The sequence below is a fragment of the Nocardia sp. NPDC049935 genome (assembly GCF_055586645.1).
In genome coordinates this window covers 369255-385798 of record NZ_JBVJHV010000004.1, presented here as the reverse complement: position 1 = coordinate 385798, position 16544 = coordinate 369255, and the positions used below count along the sequence as shown (strand labels likewise).

Below are 16544 nucleotides of genomic sequence, written 5' to 3'. Positions count from 1 at the left end.
CCGGGTGCCGCCGACTCCGCAGCCCGGTCCCGGACGGCGCACGCTGGTGCTCGGCGGCGCCCGCTCCGGTAAATCGGCGTTCGCCGAATCCCTGGTCGCCGGTGGCCCGGTCCGCTATTTGGCGACCGCGATACCCGACCCCGGCGATACCGATTTCGCGGCCCGGATCGCGGCCCATCGAGACCGCCGTCCCGCCGATTGGACCGTGGTCGAGGCGGCCGATCCGGCCCTCGTGCTGCGCGATCGGTCCCCGCACGCGACCCTCGTCGACGATATCGGCACCTGGCTCACCGCCCGCCTGGATACCCGGCAGGCCTGGGACGCCCCGCGCGGGACGGTCACCCCGGATATCGACGCCCTCGTCACGGCCGTCGCGGATTACGCCGGCCGGCTGGTGGTGGTGACTCCGGAGGTCGGTCTGGGCGTGATCCCCGCGACCCGGTCGGGCCGGTTGTTCCGCGATGAGATCGGTCTGTGCAATCAGCGCCTCGCCCAGGTCTGCGACGAGGTGTTCTTCGTCATCGCCGGGCTGGCGCAACGCCTGAAATAGGTGAGCCCGGTGAACCGGGCCGGGCCGGGCACCGAAACGGGCAGCGTGCCGCGCGGCCGGTGTCGGAGGGCGGTGCTTGAATCGGCGGCGTGCCGAAGACATCGAACTCCGACCTCTGGGCGGCGATCCACCGGGAGCGGGCCGCTCTCGCCGCAGAGCTCGACGGCCTCACCCCGGCGCAGTGGCAGACCCCGTCGCTGTGTGGTGAGTGGACCGTGGAGGAGGTGCTCGCCCATCTGACCGCCGCCGCGAGCGTCGGCCGGTTGCGGTGGCTCCGGAGCATGGCGGGGGCGCGCTTCGACGCCGATCTGCACAACCGGCGCCGGATGGCCGAGTATCGCGGCGCCGATCCGGCCGAGACGCTGGCGCGGTTCCGCGCCGCGGTGCCGAATACGACGGCGCCCTCCGGGCATACGCCCGCCTGGCTCGGTGAGGTGATCGTGCACGGGCAGGACATCCGACGGCCGCTCGGGCTCCCGGGCACGCCCGGCCTCGACGCCGTCACCGAGGTCGCGCGGTTCTTCGCGGGGCGCGATTTCACGGTCCCCGGCCGTACCGTCACCGCGGGGCTGGGGCTCACGGCGACCGACGGCCCGTTCCGGGCCGGTTCGGGGCCCGAGGTGCGCGGCACGACATCGGCCCTGGTCATGGCGATGGCCGGGCGTCCCGTGTACTGCGCCGATCTGACCGGCGCCGGTGTGGCCACGCTGCGCGAGCGTATCGACGCCTGATCGGGATCGACGGACAGCTCGGCGGAGGCGGTGACCGGCGGCGCGGGTGCGATCACGTGCCCCGTGTCGCTCCGGTTGCCCGATCCCGGCCGCCGACACGTTCCGGGTGCCCCACGGTGTCTTCCGGACCGGCGGGCAATATTGTCCGGGAGACGGCTGCGCGCTACCCGCGAGGGTGCCGCCCGCCCGCACCCGATCGGAAGGCTCGAACAGTGACAGAGGGATTCGCACCCGTAGCACCGCCGGACGCCGAGGTCCGCGCGGCCGCCGAGGCGCGTCAGGGCTCGCTGACCAAACCCCCGGGCTCGCTGGGACGGCTCGAGGAGCTGGGCAACTGGGTCGCCGCCTGCCAGGGCGTCTGCCCGCCGAAACAGTTCGAACGGGCCCGGGTCGTGGTGTTCGCCGGTGATCACGGTGTCGCCCGGCACGGGGTGTCGGCCTACCCGGCCGAGGTGACCGCGCAGATGGTGGCGAACTTCCGGGCCGGCGGCGCGGCGGTGAACGCGCTGGCCCGGGTCGCGGACGCGACCGTCCGGGTGGTGGATATCGCGGTGGCCGCCGATACCGATCCGGCCGTCGGTTCCTACAAGGTGCGCCGGTCCAGCGGCGCCATCGACCGCGAGGACGCGCTCACCGCCGACGAGGTCGCCGCCGCCCTCGCCGCCGGAGCGGCCGTCGCCGACGAGGAGATCGACGCGGGCACCGATCTGCTGATCGCCGGTGATATGGGTATCGGCAACACCACACCCGCGACCGCCCTCATCGCCACCCTCACCGGCACCGAACCGGTGCGCGCGGTCGGCCGCGGCACCGGGGTCGACGACCAGGGCTGGATGCGCAAGGTGGCCGCTGTGCGCGACGCCATGTGGCGGGCCCGCCCCGTGGCCCGTGACGGTGTGGAACTGCTGCGGGTGGCCGGCGGCGCCGATATCGCGGCGATGACCGGTTTCCTGGCCCGGGCGGCGGCCCGGCGCACCCCGGTCCTGCTCGACGGCCTGATCGTCACGGCGGCGGCGCTGGTCGCGGAGGATCTGGCCGCGGGTGCGTCGGCCTGGTGGGTGGCCGCCCACCGCTCCACCGAACCCGCGCACGACGCGGCACTGACGAAACTCCGGCTCGACCCCGTACTCGATCTGGAGATGCGGCTCGGCGAAGGGTCGGGCGCGCTGACCGCGCTGCCGGTACTGCGCGCGGCCGTGGCCGTGCTCGCCGAGATGTCGACCTTCGCCGAGGCCGGTGTCAGCACCGCGACCGCCGAACCCGTTCCGGCCGTCGACCTGCAGAAATGACGGCGGCAGTCCGGTGAGCCGGTGCCGATGCTGACCCTGCGCCTCACCTTTTCCTGGCTCACCGTGCTTCCGGTGCGCGGTCCGGCCGATATCGACCGGCGCGCGGCGGGCCGGGCCATCACCGGGGCGCCGATCGTGGGAGTGGTGCTCGGGCTCGCCGCCGCGGCGGTGCTGTGGCTGCTCGGACCGGCCGGGACCGCGGCCGGTTTCGCGGCGGTCGCGGCGCTGGCCCTGCTCACCCGGGGTATGCACCTGGACGGCCTGGCGGACACCTTCGACGGTCTCGGTGTCTACGGGTCGCCCGAACGTGCCCGGGAGGTCATGAAAACCGGTGGGGCGGGCCCGTTCGGGGTGGCCGCCCTCGTCCTGGCGGCCGGGATCCAGGCGGGCGCTCTCGGTGCGCTGGCCGGTGCCGGACGCTGGGGCGCGGTGATGCTGGCCGTGGTGGCCGGCCGGGTCGCGGTGGTGGCGGCGTGCCGGCGCGGGATCGGGGCCGCCCCCGGAACCCGTTTCGGGGAGCTGGTGGCGGGCACGCAGTCGCGGGCGGCGGTATTCGGGTGGGCGATCGTGACCACCGGAGCGGCGGTGTGGGCGATTCCGGGCCTGCCCTGGTCGGGGCCGCTGGTGGTGGTGGTCGCGCTGATCGCCGCGTCCCTGCTGGTGGATCACGGCGTCCGGCGGTTCGGCGGGCTGTCCGGTGATCTGCTCGGGGCCGCGGTGGAAATCGGTACCGCGCTCGCCGCACTGGGTTTCGCGGTGGCCGCGAACTCTGTCTGAGCCACAACGCGGCAGGCGATCTGACGTCACCCGGCATCAACTCGACGACGCCGCGTCTCGCCCTCCGGGCGCTGCCCATAAGGTGGTGGTATGTCAGCCGAGCGTCTCTATTTTCGTCAGCTGCTGGCCGGTCGGGACTTCGCCGTGGGCGACCCGATCGCTACGCAGATGCGCAATTTCGCCTATCTGATCGGTGACCGGGACACCGGCGAATGCGTGGTCGTCGACCCCGCCTATGCCGCGGGCGATCTGGCCGCCATCGCCGAGGGCGACGGACTGAAACTGTCCGGGGTGCTGGTCACCCACCACCACCCCGACCATATCGGCGGCACCATGCTCGGTTTCACGCTGCGCGGCGTGAAGGAACTGCTCGAACACACCACGGTTCCCGTCCATGTGAACGACGAGGAGAAATCCTGGGTGGCCAATGTCACCGGGATCGCGCCCAGCGAGCTGACCGGGCACACCCACGGCGACACCCTCGGTGTCGGCGCCTTCGATATCGAATTTCTGCACACCCCCGGGCATACTCCGGGGAGCCAGTGCTTCCTGGTCGACGACAAGCTCATCGCCGGCGATACGTTGTTCATCGACGGGTGCGGGCGGACCGATTTCCCCGGTGGGGACAACGACGCCATGTACGCCAGCCTGCGGCATCTGGCCGATATGCCGATCAACCCCGAGGTCTATCCGGGGCACTGGTACTCCGCCGACCCGCACGCCTCGCTGGATTCCATCCGCGACAACAACTATGTGCTGCGACCCCGCTCACTCGCGGAATGGCACGCCCTGATGCCCGGCTGAACCTCGGTACCGGTACCGGGCGGCAGCGCCCGGTACCCGGCCCGTGGGCGGGGTGGTCAGAGCACCCGCATCCACTGGTGGACGTCGGCGAAGGTGCCGCGCTGGATACCGGTGAGGGTTTCGCGCAGCGCCATGGTCACTTCGCCCGGTTCGCCGCCACCGATCGTGAACTCACCGTCCGGTCCGCAGACCGATCCGACCGGGGTGATCACGGCGGCGGTCCCGCAGGCGAAAACCTCGGTGATCTCACCGGATTCCGCGCCGGCGCGCCAATCGTCGACGGAGATCTTGCGTTCGGTGACCGGGTAACCGGAATCCGCGGCGAGGGTGAGCAGCGAATCGCGGGTGATACCGGGCAGCAGCGAGCCGGACAGCTCCGGGGTCACCAGCCGCGCGTCGGAACCCGATCCGTAGACGAAGAACAGATTGTTGGTGCCCATCTCCTCGACATAGCGGCGTTCGCAGGCATCCAGCCAGACCACCTGGTCGCAGCCCTTGGCTGTCGCCTCGGCCTGCGCCAGCAGCGAGGCCGCGTAATTCCCGGCGACCTTCGCCTCGCCGGTGCCGCCGGGCGCGGCCCGCACATAGTCGGTGGACAGCCACACCCGCACCGGCTTCACGCCGCGCGGGAAGTACGCCCCCGCCGGGGAACCGAGCAGCAGGTACTTGTAGGAGGACGCGGGTTTCACCCCGAGACCCGATTCGGTGGCGAACATGAACGGCCGCAGGTAGAGCGATTCCTCGCCCCCGGCCTCGGGGACCCAGGCGCCGTCCACCTCGAGCAGCTGGCGCACCGATTCGATGAACAGTTCGTCGGGGAGCTCGGCCATCGCCATCCGCCGCGCCGACCGGCGGAACCGGGCGGCATTGGCATCGATCCGGAAACACGCGATCTGCCCGCCGGGCTGCCGGTATGCCTTGAGTCCCTCGAAGATGGCCTGCCCGTAGTGGAAGACCATGGTGGCGGGATCGAGGGTGAGCGCGCCGTAGGGCTCCACCACGGCGTTGGTCCAGCCGTCGGCCTCGGTGTAGTCGATGGTGACCATATGGTCGGTGAAATACCGGCCGAAGCCGGGAGCCGCCAGAATCTCCTGTACCCGCTGCGCCGGGGTGGGCGCAGGATGAGGGATACGGGCGAACTGTGCAGCAGCGGTCATGACCAGCAGTCTATGTCCTGGGTCCGGGCGCGACCGCCGGTGGTCCGGTGGGATCGCCGGTGCCCGGCTCAGGCGGTGCGGGCGGGGACGAACGGTGGTTTGACGACGGTGCAGCGCAGCGACCGGCCCCGGACGTCGACCTCGACCTCGGCGCCGGGGGTCAGCGCGGGGTCCAGCAGGGCCAGCGCGATCCCGATCTGGCGGGTCGGCGAGAAGGTGCCCGAGGTGGTCACGCCGACCTCGATGCCGTCGTGGCGGACCACCTGGTTCTCCCGCGGGATCCCCCGGTCGAGGGCTTCCAGCCCCAGCAGGACGCGTTTCGCGCCGGCCGCGCGTTCCGCCTCCAGTGCCGTTTTGCCCCAGAAGGTGTCCTTGGCCCAGCCCACCGCCCAGGAGGCCCGGGCCTGTACGGGCGTGATCTCGGCGGACAGCTCGTGGCCGTGCAGCGGATAGCCCATCTCGGTGCGCAGGGTGTCGCGGGCGCCCAGCCCCGCGACCGCGCCCCCGGCCGACCGCACCTGTGCCACCAGCGCCCGGAACAGCACCTCGGCGTCCTCCCAGCGGGGCAGCAGCTCGTAGCCGTGCTCACCGGTGTATCCGGTGCGGCACACCCGCACGGGGTGTCCCGCCCAGACGGTGTCGGCGAACGCCATATAGGACAGGTCGGCGGGCAGGCCCATCGCGGCCAGTACCTGCGCCGACTGCGGGCCCTGCACCGCGAACACACCGTAGCCGCGGTGCTCGCCGGTCACGGTGATCGCCGGCGGGGCGGCCGCGGCGAGCAGGTCCACCACCGCGGCCGTATTGGCGGCGTTGGGCACCAGGAAGAGTTCGTCGTCACCGACGTAGTAGGCGATCAGATCGTCGACCACCCCGCCGTCGGACGCACAGCACAGCGTGTACTGCGCTTTTCCGGGGCCGATCCGGCCCAGATCGTTGGTCAGCGCCGAGTTCACGAACTCCGCCGCGCCCGCACCGCGCACGGTCGCCTTACCGAGGTGGCTCACATCGAACAGCCCCACCGACTCCCGGACCGCGGTGTGCTCGGCCACGGTGCCCGCGTACGAGACCGGCATCTCCCAGCCGCCGAACGGCGCGAACTTCGCACCGAGTTCGACATGCACGTCATGGACGGGGCCCTGCTGCAGTTCGGCATCGCTCACCCGGCGAGCCTATCCCGGCTCGTGTGGACGCCGCCCGTCCCGCGCGCAGCGGTCAGGCCTCGAACCACATCGGTATCAGGGTGGGCCCGTCCTCGGGGAGGGTCACGGTGTGCCCGATCCGCACGAAACCCTGCCGGGTGTACAGGCGCGCCGACCTCTCGGTACTGGCCTCCAGGTAGGCCGGCCGCCCGGCGGCGGCACAGGCGCGGAGGCGGTCGGCCAGGATGGCCGCTCCGGCGCCCTGCCCGCGATACCTCGGCACCGTCGCGATCAGCTCCAGGTAGCTGTGCGGAAAGCGCCGGGGATGTTCGCGCGCCAGCAGGTCGCTGGCATAGGCCCAGCGCTGCAGCGGCCGGACGCCGGGCATACCGTCCGCGTTGCGGCGCGCTTCGACCGCCTCGGCCAGCAGGCGTTCGGCCGAGGTGACGTACTGCCACACCGAGACCGCCCAGATCTCGTCGTCCACCCCGGCCACCCAGATCTCGTCACCGTCCAGACCGCGTTCGATCATCTCGGGGAGATAGACGTCGAGAAACTCCCCGGCCGGATGGTCGCGCATCATCCATTCGGTCACCGCCTCGTCCGGGGCGGCCTCCCGCATCGCTGCCACCAGCGGATCGAAATCGTCGCGCCCCGCCCGCCGTACCCGCAGTTGCGTACCCACGTCGCCGCCTCTCTGTGAACGATGTTCCTGCCAGCGAACCTATGCCCGTGACCACGCCTTGCCCACTATTTCGTCACAGCATTTCGTGTGCTGAAATCGGAGTCGTGACACCCTGCTCGGTCTGCGGTGACGCCCTGCGCCAGCCCGCGCGCGGCCGCCGCCGGCGCTACTGCTCCCGCTCCTGCCAGGCACGCGCCTACCGCGCCCGGCGCAGCACCGTCCCCGATCGCGTCCGGCCCGTCCCCCGCCGCCTCTCCACGGTCGAGATCACCCGGACCGCGGTGGCCCTCGCCGATCACTCGGGTCTCGAGGGCCTCACCATGCGGCGGCTCGCCGCGGAACTGGGCGTGACCACCGCCGCGCTCTACCGCCGTATCGGCGACCGTGACCGGCTGCTCGCGTCGATGACCGATCTGGTGCTCGCCGAGACCCCGCCGCCACCGCCGGAGCGGAAGGGCGGGCGGGCCCGGCTGCACTACGAGGCGCAGCAGGAATGGCAGCTGTACCGCCGGCATCCGTGGTTGCTGGCGGTACTCGCGCGGGTCCGGCCGCCGCTGGGCCAGGGACTGTTCGACGCCCTGGAACGCGCCTTCGCCGCCCTCGACGAACTCGAACTACCCCGGGCCCGGCTGATGTCGGCCTATCTCGGTTATTCGGCGCTCGTCCAAGGACTCGCGCTGGTGTGGAGTTCGGAGCGGCTCGATCGGATCGGTGGTGCGGAGGCCGCGGCCGGGATACCCGCCGACCTGGCCGGACTCATCGATCCCCGGATCCGCCCCACCCTGCACAAGGTGTTCGATCCGGCCGGACCCCCGCCGGAACTCGATTTCGAGCGGCTCCTGGAAGAGGCCGTGGACATGCTGCTGGACGGCGTCGCCGTACGGGATGTCGCGTCCGGCGAATAGCCTGTGGCCATGACCGCAGTCGCAGATCGTCCCCTCGGACCGGAATTGGCACGTACCCAGACCATCGAGCCCGGCACCGACGTCCTCGTCGTCGGCGTGGCCACCACCGATACGGGACCCGTCCTCGTCCCCGAGGACCTCTTCGGCGATGTGCTCGACGCCGACCTGCGCACCCGGCTCCTCGATCAGGTGACCGCCGTCGGCGGTACGGGCAAGGCCGAACAGCTGATCCGGGTTCCCGCGCCCACCGGCCTCGACGGCGTCGGCAGCGTGCTGGCCGTGGGTCTGGGCAGCGCCGCCGAGTTCGACGCCGAGCAGATCCGCCGCAGCGCCGGCGTCGCCGCCCGCTCCCTCACCGGAGTGGCGCGCGCCGTGACCACGCTGTCGGGCCTGGATATCGGTGCCGCGGCGGAGGGTTTCTACCTCGGCGCGTATTCGTTCACACCGTTCCGGTCGGCGAAATCCGCGCCGAAACCCGAGGCCGCGCCGCTCGCCCGGGTCGAACTGCTGGTCCCCGAACCGGAATTCGGCGGCGACGCGCTGCTGCGCGGCCAGCTCACCGCCGAAGCCGTCGCCACCGCCCGTGATTTCGTGAACACCCCGCCCAGCCACCTGTTCCCGGCCGAGTTCGCGCGCCGCGCCGAACTCCTCGCCGAGGGTGCGGGCCTCGAGGTCGAGGTCTTCGACGAGAAAGCGCTGGAAGACGGCGGTTACGGCGGTGTGCTCGGGGTGGGCAAGGGTTCCTCGCGACCGCCGCGGCTGGTCCGGCTCACCTACCGCGGCGGCGACAAGCGGGTGGCGCTGGTGGGCAAGGGTGTCACCTTCGATACCGGCGGTATCTCCATCAAACCCGCCGCCAATATGGAGAACATGACCTCCGATATGGCCGGTGCGGCGGCGGTCGTGGCGACCACGCTGCTCGCGGCCCGGCTCAGCCTGCCGATCACCGTGACCGCGACGGTGCCGATGGCCGAGAACATGCCGTCGAGCACCGCGCAGCGGCCCGGCGATGTGCTCACCCAGTACGGCGGCACCACCATCGAGGTCACCAACACCGACGCCGAGGGCCGTCTCATCCTGGCCGACGCGATGGTCCGTGCCTGCGAGGACGATCCGGCGTATCTGATCGACGTGGCGACGCTGACCGGCGCGCAGATGGTCGCGCTGGGCACCCGCACCCCCGGCGTGATGGGCACCGACGAGTTCCGCGACCGCGTCGCGCGGATCTCCCGCGAGGTGGGCGAACACGGCTGGCCGATGCCGCTGCCCAAGGAATTGCGCGCCGACCTGGACTCCAAGGTCGCCGATATGGTCAACGCGACCTCCCATCGCTGGGGCGGCATGCTGGTGGCCGGGACGTACCTGCGGGAGTTCGTCGCAGACGGCGTGCAGTGGGCGCATATCGATATCGCCGGACCGGCGTACAACACCGGCGGGCCGTTCGGCTATATCGGCAAGGGCGGGACCGGGGTACCGGTGCGCACCCTGATCGCGGTGCTCGAGGACATCGCCGCCGAATAACGCGTTCGCCGGACGGTCCGGGTGGGGTCCGGACCGTCCCGGGCCGGGCGCGGCTCAGTCTTCGGTCAGATCGCGGTCGAGGTCGCGCCGGCGCTCGATCCGGCGGCGCGCGTCGTAATCGCGCATCCGCTGCGGGTATCCCGTGCGCTCCACGTCGTATACCGGGATGCCCAGATCGCGGGCCAGTTGCCGGGCCCCGCGCTCGCCGACCACGCGGCGGGTCCATTCCCCGTCGGAGGCCACCAGCACCACCGTGACATCGGTCACAGTGGTCTTCGGTTCGACGAATCCTTCCACTCCGGTACGCGCGCGCACCCATTGCGCCAGATAGCGGGCCTCGGCGGTGCGGGCCCGCGAAACGCCGCTGCGCCCACGACGGAATCGGTCGAGCAAACCCACCGTCGCCGACCTCCTGCTCGACATCCGAATCCCACCGAATCCGGCGGTGATTCCATGGTGCCAGGCGGCGGATTGGGAAGCCCTCCGGTAACCGCGCGCGGCGGCGAATGCAAGGATGGTTACCGGAACAACAACCACACGGATCTCCGGCGCCGCGCAGAATGAAGCCGGCTGGGACCCCACCGCGACCCGCGGCGGGACCGACCGGAACGAACTGTTGTAGACCCGTCGAGCAGTTAGAGGAGTCAACGGACATGGCCTTCTCCGTCCAGATGCCCGCTCTTGGTGAGAGCGTCACCGAGGGAACGGTGACACGGTGGCTGAAACAGGAAGGAGACACGGTCGAGGTCGACGAGCCGCTGCTCGAGGTCTCCACCGACAAGGTCGACACCGAGATCCCGTCCCCCGCGGCGGGTGTGTTGACGAAGATCGTCGCCCAGGAAGACGACGTCGTCGAGGTCGGCGGCGAACTGGGTGTCATCGGTGACGCGGGTGAATCCCCCGCGCCCGCCCCGGCCCCCGAACCGGCCGCCGCCGAACCGGAAGCAGCTCCCGCGCCCGCGCAGGAGAGCGCTCCGGCTCCCGAGCCGGCACCGGCAGCCGCATCCTCCTCGGCCCCCTCCGACACCTCCGGTACCTCGGTGAAAATGCCGGAACTGGGCGAATCGGTCACCGAAGGCACCGTGACCCGGTGGCTCAAGGCGATCGGCGACGAGGTCGCGGTCGACGAACCGCTGCTCGAGGTCTCCACCGACAAGGTCGACACCGAGATCCCCTCCCCCGTGGCGGGCACGCTGCTGGAGATCACCGCGAACGAAGACGATGTGGTGGAGGTCGGCGGACAGCTGGGCGTGATCGGTTCCGGTAGCCCCGCGCAGAGTTCCGCCCCGGCCCCGGCACCCGAACCGGCCGCCGCCGCTCCCGCTCCCGCACCGGCACCGAAGCCGGAACCTGCTCCGGCTCCGCAGCCCGCCCCCGCGCCCCAGGCGGCGCCGGCACCCGCCGCGGCCGCTCCGGCTCCCGCCCCGGCTCCGGCTTCCTCGAACGGCGCCACCCCCTACGTCACTCCGCTGGTCCGGAAACTGGCCGAGGAGAACGGCGTGGACCTGGCCTCGGTCACCGGTTCCGGTGTCGGCGGACGGATCCGCAAGCAGGATGTCCTGGCCGCCGCGGAGGCCAAGAAGGCGCCCGCCGCCCCGGCCGCGGCCCCCGCCCGGTCCGCCGGCGCCCCCGCCGCCGCGGCTCCGGCCGCCCAGGCGCCGAGCCCCGCGCTCGCCGCGCTGCGCGGAACCACCCAGAAGGCCAACCGGATCCGGCAGATCACCGCCATCAAGACCCTGGAATCGCTGCAGACCACCGCGCAGCTCACCCAGGTGCACGAGGCCGATGTCACCAAGATCGCCGCGCTGCGCAAGAAGGCCAAGGCCGAATTCGCCAAACGCGAAGGCGTGAACCTGACCTTCCTGCCGTTCTTCGCCAAGGCCGTGGTGGAGGCGCTCGGGGTGCACCCGAACGTCAACGCCAACTACGACGCGAACAGCAAGGAGATCACCTACCACGCGTCGGTGCACCTCGGCATCGCCGTGGACACCGAGCAGGGCCTGCTCTCGCCGGTGATCCACAACGCCAGTGATCTGTCGCTGGCGGGTCTGGCACGGGCCATCGCCGATATCGCCAACCGGGCCCGCACCGGTGGGCTCAAGCCCGACGAATTGGCCGGTGGCACCTTCACCATCACCAATATCGGCAGCCAGGGCGCACTGTTCGACACCCCGATCCTGATGCCGCAGCAGGCGGCGATGCTGGGTACCGGCGCGATCGTCAAGCGTCCGACCGTGGTCACCGACGAGTCCGGTAGCGAATTCATCGGCGTGCGCTCGATGTGCTTCCTGCCGCTGACCTACGATCACCGCCTCATCGACGGCGCGGATGCCGGCCGGTTCCTCACCACCATCCGGCACCGCCTCGAAGAGGCGGCGTTCGAGGCCGACCTGGGCCTGTAAGGGCATCCGCATGGTTGTCGTGGTCGCCGGCTCGTCCGGACTGATCGGAACCGCCCTCGTCGCGGCACTGCGCCGCGACGGGGTCCAGGTGCTCCGGTTGGTCCGGCGGCCGGCCGCCGCCCCCGACGAACGCCGCTGGGATCCGGCCCGGGCCGAACTCGACCCGGGGATCCTCGACGGCGTGGACGCGGTGGTGAACCTCTGCGGTGCCGGTATCGGCGACAAACGCTGGACCGGCGCCTACAAGCAGGAACTCCGGGACAGCCGGATCACCCCCACCGATGTGCTGTCCGCGGCCGTCGCCCGCGCCGGTGTGCCGACGCTGGTGAATGCCAGTGGGGTGCACTACTACGGCGATACCGGGGCCCGCGCGGTGGACGAATCCGGACCTCCCGGAACCGGTTTCCTGCCCACGCTGTGCGGCGACTGGGAGCGGGCGACCCGTACCGCCCGCGACGCGGGCGCCCGGGTGGTCCTGCTGCGCAGCGCGGTCGTGCTCGCCGGGACCGGCGGAATGCTGCCCCAGCTGAAAGGCCTGTTCCTGCTGGGTCTGGGCGGCCGGCTCGGCAGCGGCCGGCAGTATCAGCCGTGGATCTCCCTCGACGACGAGGTCGGCGCGATCCGGCATGCGCTGGACAATCCCGCGGTGCGGGGCCCGCTCAACACGGTGGGTCCGGCGCCGGTCACCAACGCCGAGTTCACCCGCGCGCTGGGGCGGGCGTTGCGCCGGCCGACGCCGCTGCTCGTCCCGGGGATCGCGCTGCGCCTGGCGATCGGCGAATTCGCCGACGAGGCGATCCTGCACAGTCCGCGCGCGCTGCCCGGCGTCCTCGAGGAGACCGGGTACGAGTTCCGCCACCCCACCGTCGGCGCGGCGCTGGCCGCCGCGGTGGGCCGGTGACCGGGACCGCCGCCTCCCTGGTCCGCGACGCGCGGACCGGGGACCTGCCCGCGATCCTGGAGATCCACAACCGGGCGATCGCCGAGACCACCGCCATCTGGGACGACGAACCGGTCGGCCTCGACGAGCGGGTGGCCTGGTACTCCAACCGCACCGAACACGGCCGTCCGGTGCTGGTCGCCGAGATCGGCGGGGAGGTCGCCGGATACGCCAGCTACGGGCCGTGGCGGCCCAAATCCGGCTACCGGCACACCGTGGAGAACTCCGTCTACATCGCCGACCGGTTCCAGCGCCGCGGTATCGGCGCCGCTCTGCTCACCGAGCTGATCGCGCGCGCCCGGAACGCGGGCGATATCCACGCGATGATCGCGGCCGTCGAATCGAGCAACACCGCCTCCATCGCCCTGCACGAGCGGTTCGGTTTCCGGACCGTCGGCGTACTGCCCGAAGTCGGGCACAAATTCGGCGGCTGGATGGATCTGACACTGATGCAGCTCACACTGGAGATGAGCGTAACGTCGTGATCGTGAACGACACCCGCACCGCGACCCGGTCCGCGCGTTACGACACCACCCCCGTCGACGTGCGTGATCTGGACCTGATCGACTATCAGCAGGCCTGGGATCTGCAGCGCGAACTCGCCGCCACCCGCGCCGGCGGCGCCGGCCGCGACACCCTGCTGCTGCTCGAGCATCCGCCCGTCTACACCGCCGGCCGCCGCACCGAGGAGGCCGACCGGCCCACCGACGGCAGCCCGGTCATCGATGTGGACCGCGGCGGCAAGATCACCTGGCACGGGCCCGGTCAGCTCGTCGGTTACCCGATCATCCGGCTCGCCGAACCGCTCGACGTGGTCGACTACGTGCGCCGGCTCGAACAGGCGCTCATCCGGACCGTCACCGATCTCGGCGTGCCCTGCGGACGCGTCCCCGGGCGCTCCGGTGTCTGGCTGGCCGCCAGCGGCCTGCTGCCGGAACGCAAGATCGCCTCGATCGGTATCCGGGTGCAGCGCGGGGTCACCCTGCACGGCGTCTCGCTGAACTGCAATCCCGACCTGGGCGCGTTCGGCGCCATCATCCCGTGCGGTATCCGCGATGTCGGCTCCACCAGCCTGAGCCAGGAACTCGGCCGCGAGGTCACCGTCGCCGAGGCCCGGCCGCGGCTCGCCGAACTCGTCCCGGCCGCGCTCGACGGGGAGCTCCCGGTCACCGAACACGATATTCCGCAGGCCGGCACCCCGGCCGCCGCGGACCACGCCGCCGGTACCCCGGCACGCGAACCGAAAGGTCCTCACTCATGACCTCCGCCCAGGCCCCCGCCGGCCGCAAACTGCTGCGTATCGAGGCCCGTAACGCCGAGACCCCGATCGAGCGCAAACCCGGCTGGATCCGCACCCGCGCCACCATGGGTCCCGAATACACCGAGCTCAAGGGCCTGGTGAAACGTGAAGGACTGCATACGGTCTGCGAAGAGGCGGGCTGCCCGAACATCTTCGAATGCTGGGAGGACCGCGAGGCGACCTTCCTCATCGGCGGCGAACAGTGCACCCGCCGCTGCGATTTCTGCCAGATCGACACCGGCAAACCCTCCCCGCTGGACCGCGACGAACCGCGCCGGGTGGCCGAGAGCGTCCAGGCGATGGGCCTGCGCTACTCCACCATCACCGGTGTCGCCCGCGACGATCTCGCCGACGGCGGCGCCTGGCTGTACGCCGAAACCGTGCGCGCCATCAAGAAACTCAACCCGAATACCGGCGTCGAACTGCTGATTCCCGATTTCAACGCCAAGCCCGACCAACTGGCCGAGGTCTTCTCCTCCCGCCCCGAGGTGCTGGCCCACAACCTGGAAACCGTCCCGCGGGTGTTCAAGCGGATCCGCCCCGCGTTCCGCTACGAACGTTCGCTCGAGGTGCTCACCGCGGCCCGCGCCGACGGCCTGGTCACCAAGTCCAATCTGATCCTCGGTATGGGCGAAACCCCCGAAGAGGTCACCCAGGCCATGCGTGACCTGCACGAAGCCGGTTGCGATATCCTCACCATCACCCAGTACCTGCGCCCCTCGCCGCGCCACCATCCGGTAGACCGCTGGGTGAAACCCGAAGAGTTCGTGGAGCATTCGAAGGCCGCCGAGGAGATCGGTTTCGCCGGAGTCATGGCCGGCCCGCTGGTCCGCTCCTCCTATCGCGCCGGCCGCCTCTACGCCCAGGCCATGGCCCATCACGGCCGCGCGATCCCGGAGACCATGTCCCATCTGGCCGAGGAGGGCACCGCCAGCCAGGAAGCCAGCGCCGTACTGGAACGGTTCGGTTCCCGGGCCTGAGTTCCCGCGCCGGGAGGCCGCCGCGCAACGCGACCCGCAGGTGACCGTGATCGTCGATTACGGCGCGGGTCCGCGGAATTCGGTCCGCGGGAAAATCGACCAGCTGCGCCGGCCACCCCCGTAACCGTGCGCGGCGGATGCCGGACCCGGCACCGATGAATCGGGCGCGGTGAACGGGTCTCGACTGTGGTACGAACCCGACAGTCAGGAGCGCAGATGGTCATCGTCGCCGGACATCTTCTCGTCGACCCGGCATCCCGGGAGGCCTATCTCGCCGGCTGCGTCACCGTGGTGGCGCAGGCCCGGTCGGCACCCGGCTGTCTCGATTTCGCCCTCTCCGCCGACCTCACCGACCCCGCCCGGATCAATATCTTCGAGCGCTGGGAGAGCCGGGACGCGGTCGAGGCGTTCCGCGGCGCGGGCACCGGCGAGGAGCAGAACGCGGCGATCGGCGCGGCGTCGGTGGCCGAATACGATATCGCCGCGATCCGTTCCCTGACCTGAACCGGCTGCCCCGGTCAGAGCGTGAAGCGTTGTAGCAGGGCCGGGATCTTGGACGCCGACATGAGCGCCTTGAACTGCCAGCTGTCGTCACGCGGGAGGATCCCTCCGCGCTGGGTGACGTCGAAGGCGTCGTAGAGGGTTTCCCCTTCTTCCATCAGCCCGTCCGCGTCGAAGTGGTAGCGGTCGACCGCCGGGCACTGGATGAAACGGCCGGTGCCGTACAGCACGGGCGCGCTCTCGTCGTAGGGATACAGGCGCAGCGGCCCGTCCCAGTGCCCGCTGCCGATATAGCGGATCACGACCCGCACCTTCTCGTCGGGCGTCACATCCAGGTACACCTGGCCGGGCAGCGGGTCGTAACGCCAGTCCGGGATGGCGTCGAAGAACGCGAAGTTGTATTTCACGAATTCGTCGATACCGACGATGGTGCGCCCGAACGTGGTGACATCGGTGTAGCGGATATCCGGCGCGTACAGCTCGTGGTTGAGGCTCATATCCCGGGCCAGGAAACTCCACCAGTACTTCTTCGCCCACTCCATCAGCCAGGACAGGTCGAGGCCGAGTTTGCCGTAGTACTCGAGTTTCCGGTCGAACTGCACGAACCATTCCTCGGTGGTGGCCTGCAGTTCGCGTTCGGGGACCACCCGGATCGGAACGGCCCGGTTGCCGTCGAGGAATTCGGGGGCCGGGCGCGCGAGCCGGGGGCGGCGCAGGGCTTGCTGGAACTGTTCGTCACTGAACACGGCACGAGCCTTTCGACGAGCGCGGTGGGACCGCAATCGAGCTTCAACGTGAATCAGATGATTCATGTTGAATCACCCGATGTCAATGGATGCTCGCGCCGATGCCATGATGAT

18 protein-coding genes are annotated in these 16544 nt (G+C 70.8%); 13 read left to right on the top strand and 5 right to left on the bottom strand.

Features of this window, described 5'->3' with window-relative positions; all coding sequences use genetic code 11:
- Window positions 1-4: 4 nt before the first annotated feature.
- The 5 genes from ACZ6SF_RS18615 to ACZ6SF_RS18595 all read left to right on the top strand — a co-directional run bounded on the left by ACZ6SF_RS18615 (window position 5) and on the right by ACZ6SF_RS18595 (window position 4151).
- Window positions 5-550 (top strand): bifunctional adenosylcobinamide kinase/adenosylcobinamide-phosphate guanylyltransferase, encoded by a 546-nt coding sequence (locus tag ACZ6SF_RS18615; protein ID WP_466063392.1) that lies wholly within the window; start codon window positions 5-7, stop codon window positions 548-550.
- A gap of 89 nt (window positions 551-639) precedes the next feature.
- Window positions 640-1281, top strand: a complete 642-nt coding sequence (locus ACZ6SF_RS18610; protein ID WP_466063391.1) for a maleylpyruvate isomerase family mycothiol-dependent enzyme — start codon at window positions 640-642, stop codon at window positions 1279-1281.
- Window positions 1282-1493: 212 nt separating this feature from the next.
- Entirely contained in the window at window positions 1494-2570 is a 1077-nt protein-coding gene (gene cobT, locus ACZ6SF_RS18605; protein WP_466063390.1) for a nicotinate-nucleotide--dimethylbenzimidazole phosphoribosyltransferase, read from the top strand.
- A 27-nt stretch (window positions 2571-2597) separates the two neighbouring features.
- On the top strand, window positions 2598-3347 hold the full coding sequence (locus tag ACZ6SF_RS18600) for an adenosylcobinamide-GDP ribazoletransferase (RefSeq protein ID WP_466063618.1): 750 nt from the start codon (window positions 2598-2600) through the stop codon (window positions 3345-3347).
- 90 nt (window positions 3348-3437) lie between these two features.
- On the top strand, window positions 3438-4151 hold the full coding sequence (locus ACZ6SF_RS18595; protein WP_466063389.1) for an MBL fold metallo-hydrolase: 714 nt from the start codon (window positions 3438-3440) through the stop codon (window positions 4149-4151).
- Between the two features lie 56 nt (window positions 4152-4207).
- Here the strand turns inward: ACZ6SF_RS18595 and ACZ6SF_RS18590 are convergent, their stop codons facing one another.
- From ACZ6SF_RS18590 to ACZ6SF_RS18580, 3 genes are all read right to left on the bottom strand, one after another.
- The gene (locus ACZ6SF_RS18590; RefSeq protein ID WP_466063388.1) at window positions 4208-5308 is read right to left on the bottom strand and encodes a branched-chain amino acid aminotransferase; all 1101 of its coding nucleotides are present in this window, start codon (window positions 5306-5308) and stop codon (window positions 4208-4210) included.
- A 68-nt stretch (window positions 5309-5376) separates the two neighbouring features.
- Entirely contained in the window at window positions 5377-6471 is a 1095-nt protein-coding gene (gcvT, locus tag ACZ6SF_RS18585) for a glycine cleavage system aminomethyltransferase GcvT (protein ID WP_466063387.1), read from the bottom strand.
- A gap of 52 nt (window positions 6472-6523) precedes the next feature.
- The gene (locus ACZ6SF_RS18580) at window positions 6524-7135 is read right to left on the bottom strand and encodes a GNAT family N-acetyltransferase (protein ID WP_466063386.1); all 612 of its coding nucleotides are present in this window, start codon (window positions 7133-7135) and stop codon (window positions 6524-6526) included.
- A gap of 104 nt (window positions 7136-7239) precedes the next feature.
- Between ACZ6SF_RS18580 and ACZ6SF_RS18575 the strand changes: the two genes are divergently transcribed.
- Window positions 7240-8040, top strand: coding sequence for a TetR/AcrR family transcriptional regulator (locus tag ACZ6SF_RS18575; protein WP_466063385.1), 801 nt, complete (start codon window positions 7240-7242; stop codon window positions 8038-8040).
- A 9-nt stretch (window positions 8041-8049) separates the two neighbouring features.
- Complete coding sequence (locus ACZ6SF_RS18570; RefSeq protein ID WP_466063384.1) at window positions 8050-9561, top strand: leucyl aminopeptidase; 1512 nt, start codon at window positions 8050-8052, stop codon at window positions 9559-9561.
- Between the two features lie 54 nt (window positions 9562-9615).
- Here ACZ6SF_RS18570 and ACZ6SF_RS18565 read toward each other — a convergent pair whose 3' ends face one another.
- Window positions 9616-9960: an oxidoreductase gene (locus ACZ6SF_RS18565; protein WP_466063383.1), complete on the bottom strand. Its 345-nt coding sequence runs from the start codon at window positions 9958-9960 to the stop codon at window positions 9616-9618.
- 254 nt (window positions 9961-10214) lie between these two features.
- Between ACZ6SF_RS18565 and sucB the strand changes: the two genes are divergently transcribed.
- The 6 genes from sucB (at window position 10215) to ACZ6SF_RS18535 (ending at window position 15687) form a co-directional block, all read left to right on the top strand.
- Window positions 10215-11963, top strand: a complete 1749-nt coding sequence (gene sucB / locus ACZ6SF_RS18560) for a 2-oxoglutarate dehydrogenase, E2 component, dihydrolipoamide succinyltransferase (protein WP_466063382.1) — start codon at window positions 10215-10217, stop codon at window positions 11961-11963.
- Window positions 11964-11973: 10 nt separating this feature from the next.
- Window positions 11974-12864: a TIGR01777 family oxidoreductase gene (locus ACZ6SF_RS18555; RefSeq protein ID WP_466063381.1), complete on the top strand. Its 891-nt coding sequence runs from the start codon at window positions 11974-11976 to the stop codon at window positions 12862-12864.
- Entirely contained in the window at window positions 12861-13388 is a 528-nt protein-coding gene (locus ACZ6SF_RS18550) for a GNAT family N-acetyltransferase (RefSeq protein WP_466063380.1), read from the top strand. The genes ACZ6SF_RS18555 and ACZ6SF_RS18550 overlap by 4 nt, the downstream gene beginning before the upstream one ends.
- Window positions 13389-13390: 2 nt before the next feature.
- The gene (lipB, locus tag ACZ6SF_RS18545; RefSeq protein ID WP_466063379.1) at window positions 13391-14164 is read left to right on the top strand and encodes a lipoyl(octanoyl) transferase LipB; all 774 of its coding nucleotides are present in this window, start codon (window positions 13391-13393) and stop codon (window positions 14162-14164) included.
- Entirely contained in the window at window positions 14161-15183 is a 1023-nt protein-coding gene (lipA, locus tag ACZ6SF_RS18540) for a lipoyl synthase (protein ID WP_466063378.1), read from the top strand. Before lipB ends, lipA begins: the two co-directional genes overlap by 4 nt.
- 216 nt (window positions 15184-15399) lie before the next feature.
- On the top strand, window positions 15400-15687 hold the full coding sequence (locus tag ACZ6SF_RS18535; protein ID WP_466063377.1) for a putative quinol monooxygenase: 288 nt from the start codon (window positions 15400-15402) through the stop codon (window positions 15685-15687).
- A gap of 14 nt (window positions 15688-15701) precedes the next feature.
- On the opposite strand, the gene ACZ6SF_RS18530 is transcribed toward ACZ6SF_RS18535, so the two are convergent.
- The gene (locus ACZ6SF_RS18530) at window positions 15702-16430 is read right to left on the bottom strand and encodes a nuclear transport factor 2 family protein (RefSeq protein ID WP_466063376.1); all 729 of its coding nucleotides are present in this window, start codon (window positions 16428-16430) and stop codon (window positions 15702-15704) included.
- Window positions 16431-16544 lie beyond the last annotated feature (114 nt).

Bases quoted from the DNA above. Each gene is read 5' to 3' on its own strand.
- ACZ6SF_RS18600 (WP_466063618.1), top strand. From the start codon at position 2,598: ATGCTGACCCTGCGCCTCACCTTTTCCTGGCTCACCGTGCTTCCGGTG.
- ACZ6SF_RS18595 (WP_466063389.1), top strand. From the start codon at position 3,438: ATGTCAGCCGAGCGTCTCTATTTTCGTCAGCTGCTGGCCGGTCGGGAC.
- ACZ6SF_RS18590 (WP_466063388.1), bottom strand. From the start codon at position 5,308: ATGACCGCTGCTGCACAGTTCGCCCGTATCCCTCATCCTGCGCCCACC.
- ACZ6SF_RS18570 (WP_466063384.1), top strand. From the start codon at position 8,050: ATGACCGCAGTCGCAGATCGTCCCCTCGGACCGGAATTGGCACGTACC.
- sucB (WP_466063382.1), top strand. From the start codon at position 10,215: ATGGCCTTCTCCGTCCAGATGCCCGCTCTTGGTGAGAGCGTCACCGAG.
- ACZ6SF_RS18555 (WP_466063381.1), top strand. From the start codon at position 11,974: ATGGTTGTCGTGGTCGCCGGCTCGTCCGGACTGATCGGAACCGCCCTC.
- lipA (WP_466063378.1), top strand. From the start codon at position 14,161: ATGACCTCCGCCCAGGCCCCCGCCGGCCGCAAACTGCTGCGTATCGAG.
- ACZ6SF_RS18535 (WP_466063377.1), top strand. From the start codon at position 15,400: ATGGTCATCGTCGCCGGACATCTTCTCGTCGACCCGGCATCCCGGGAG.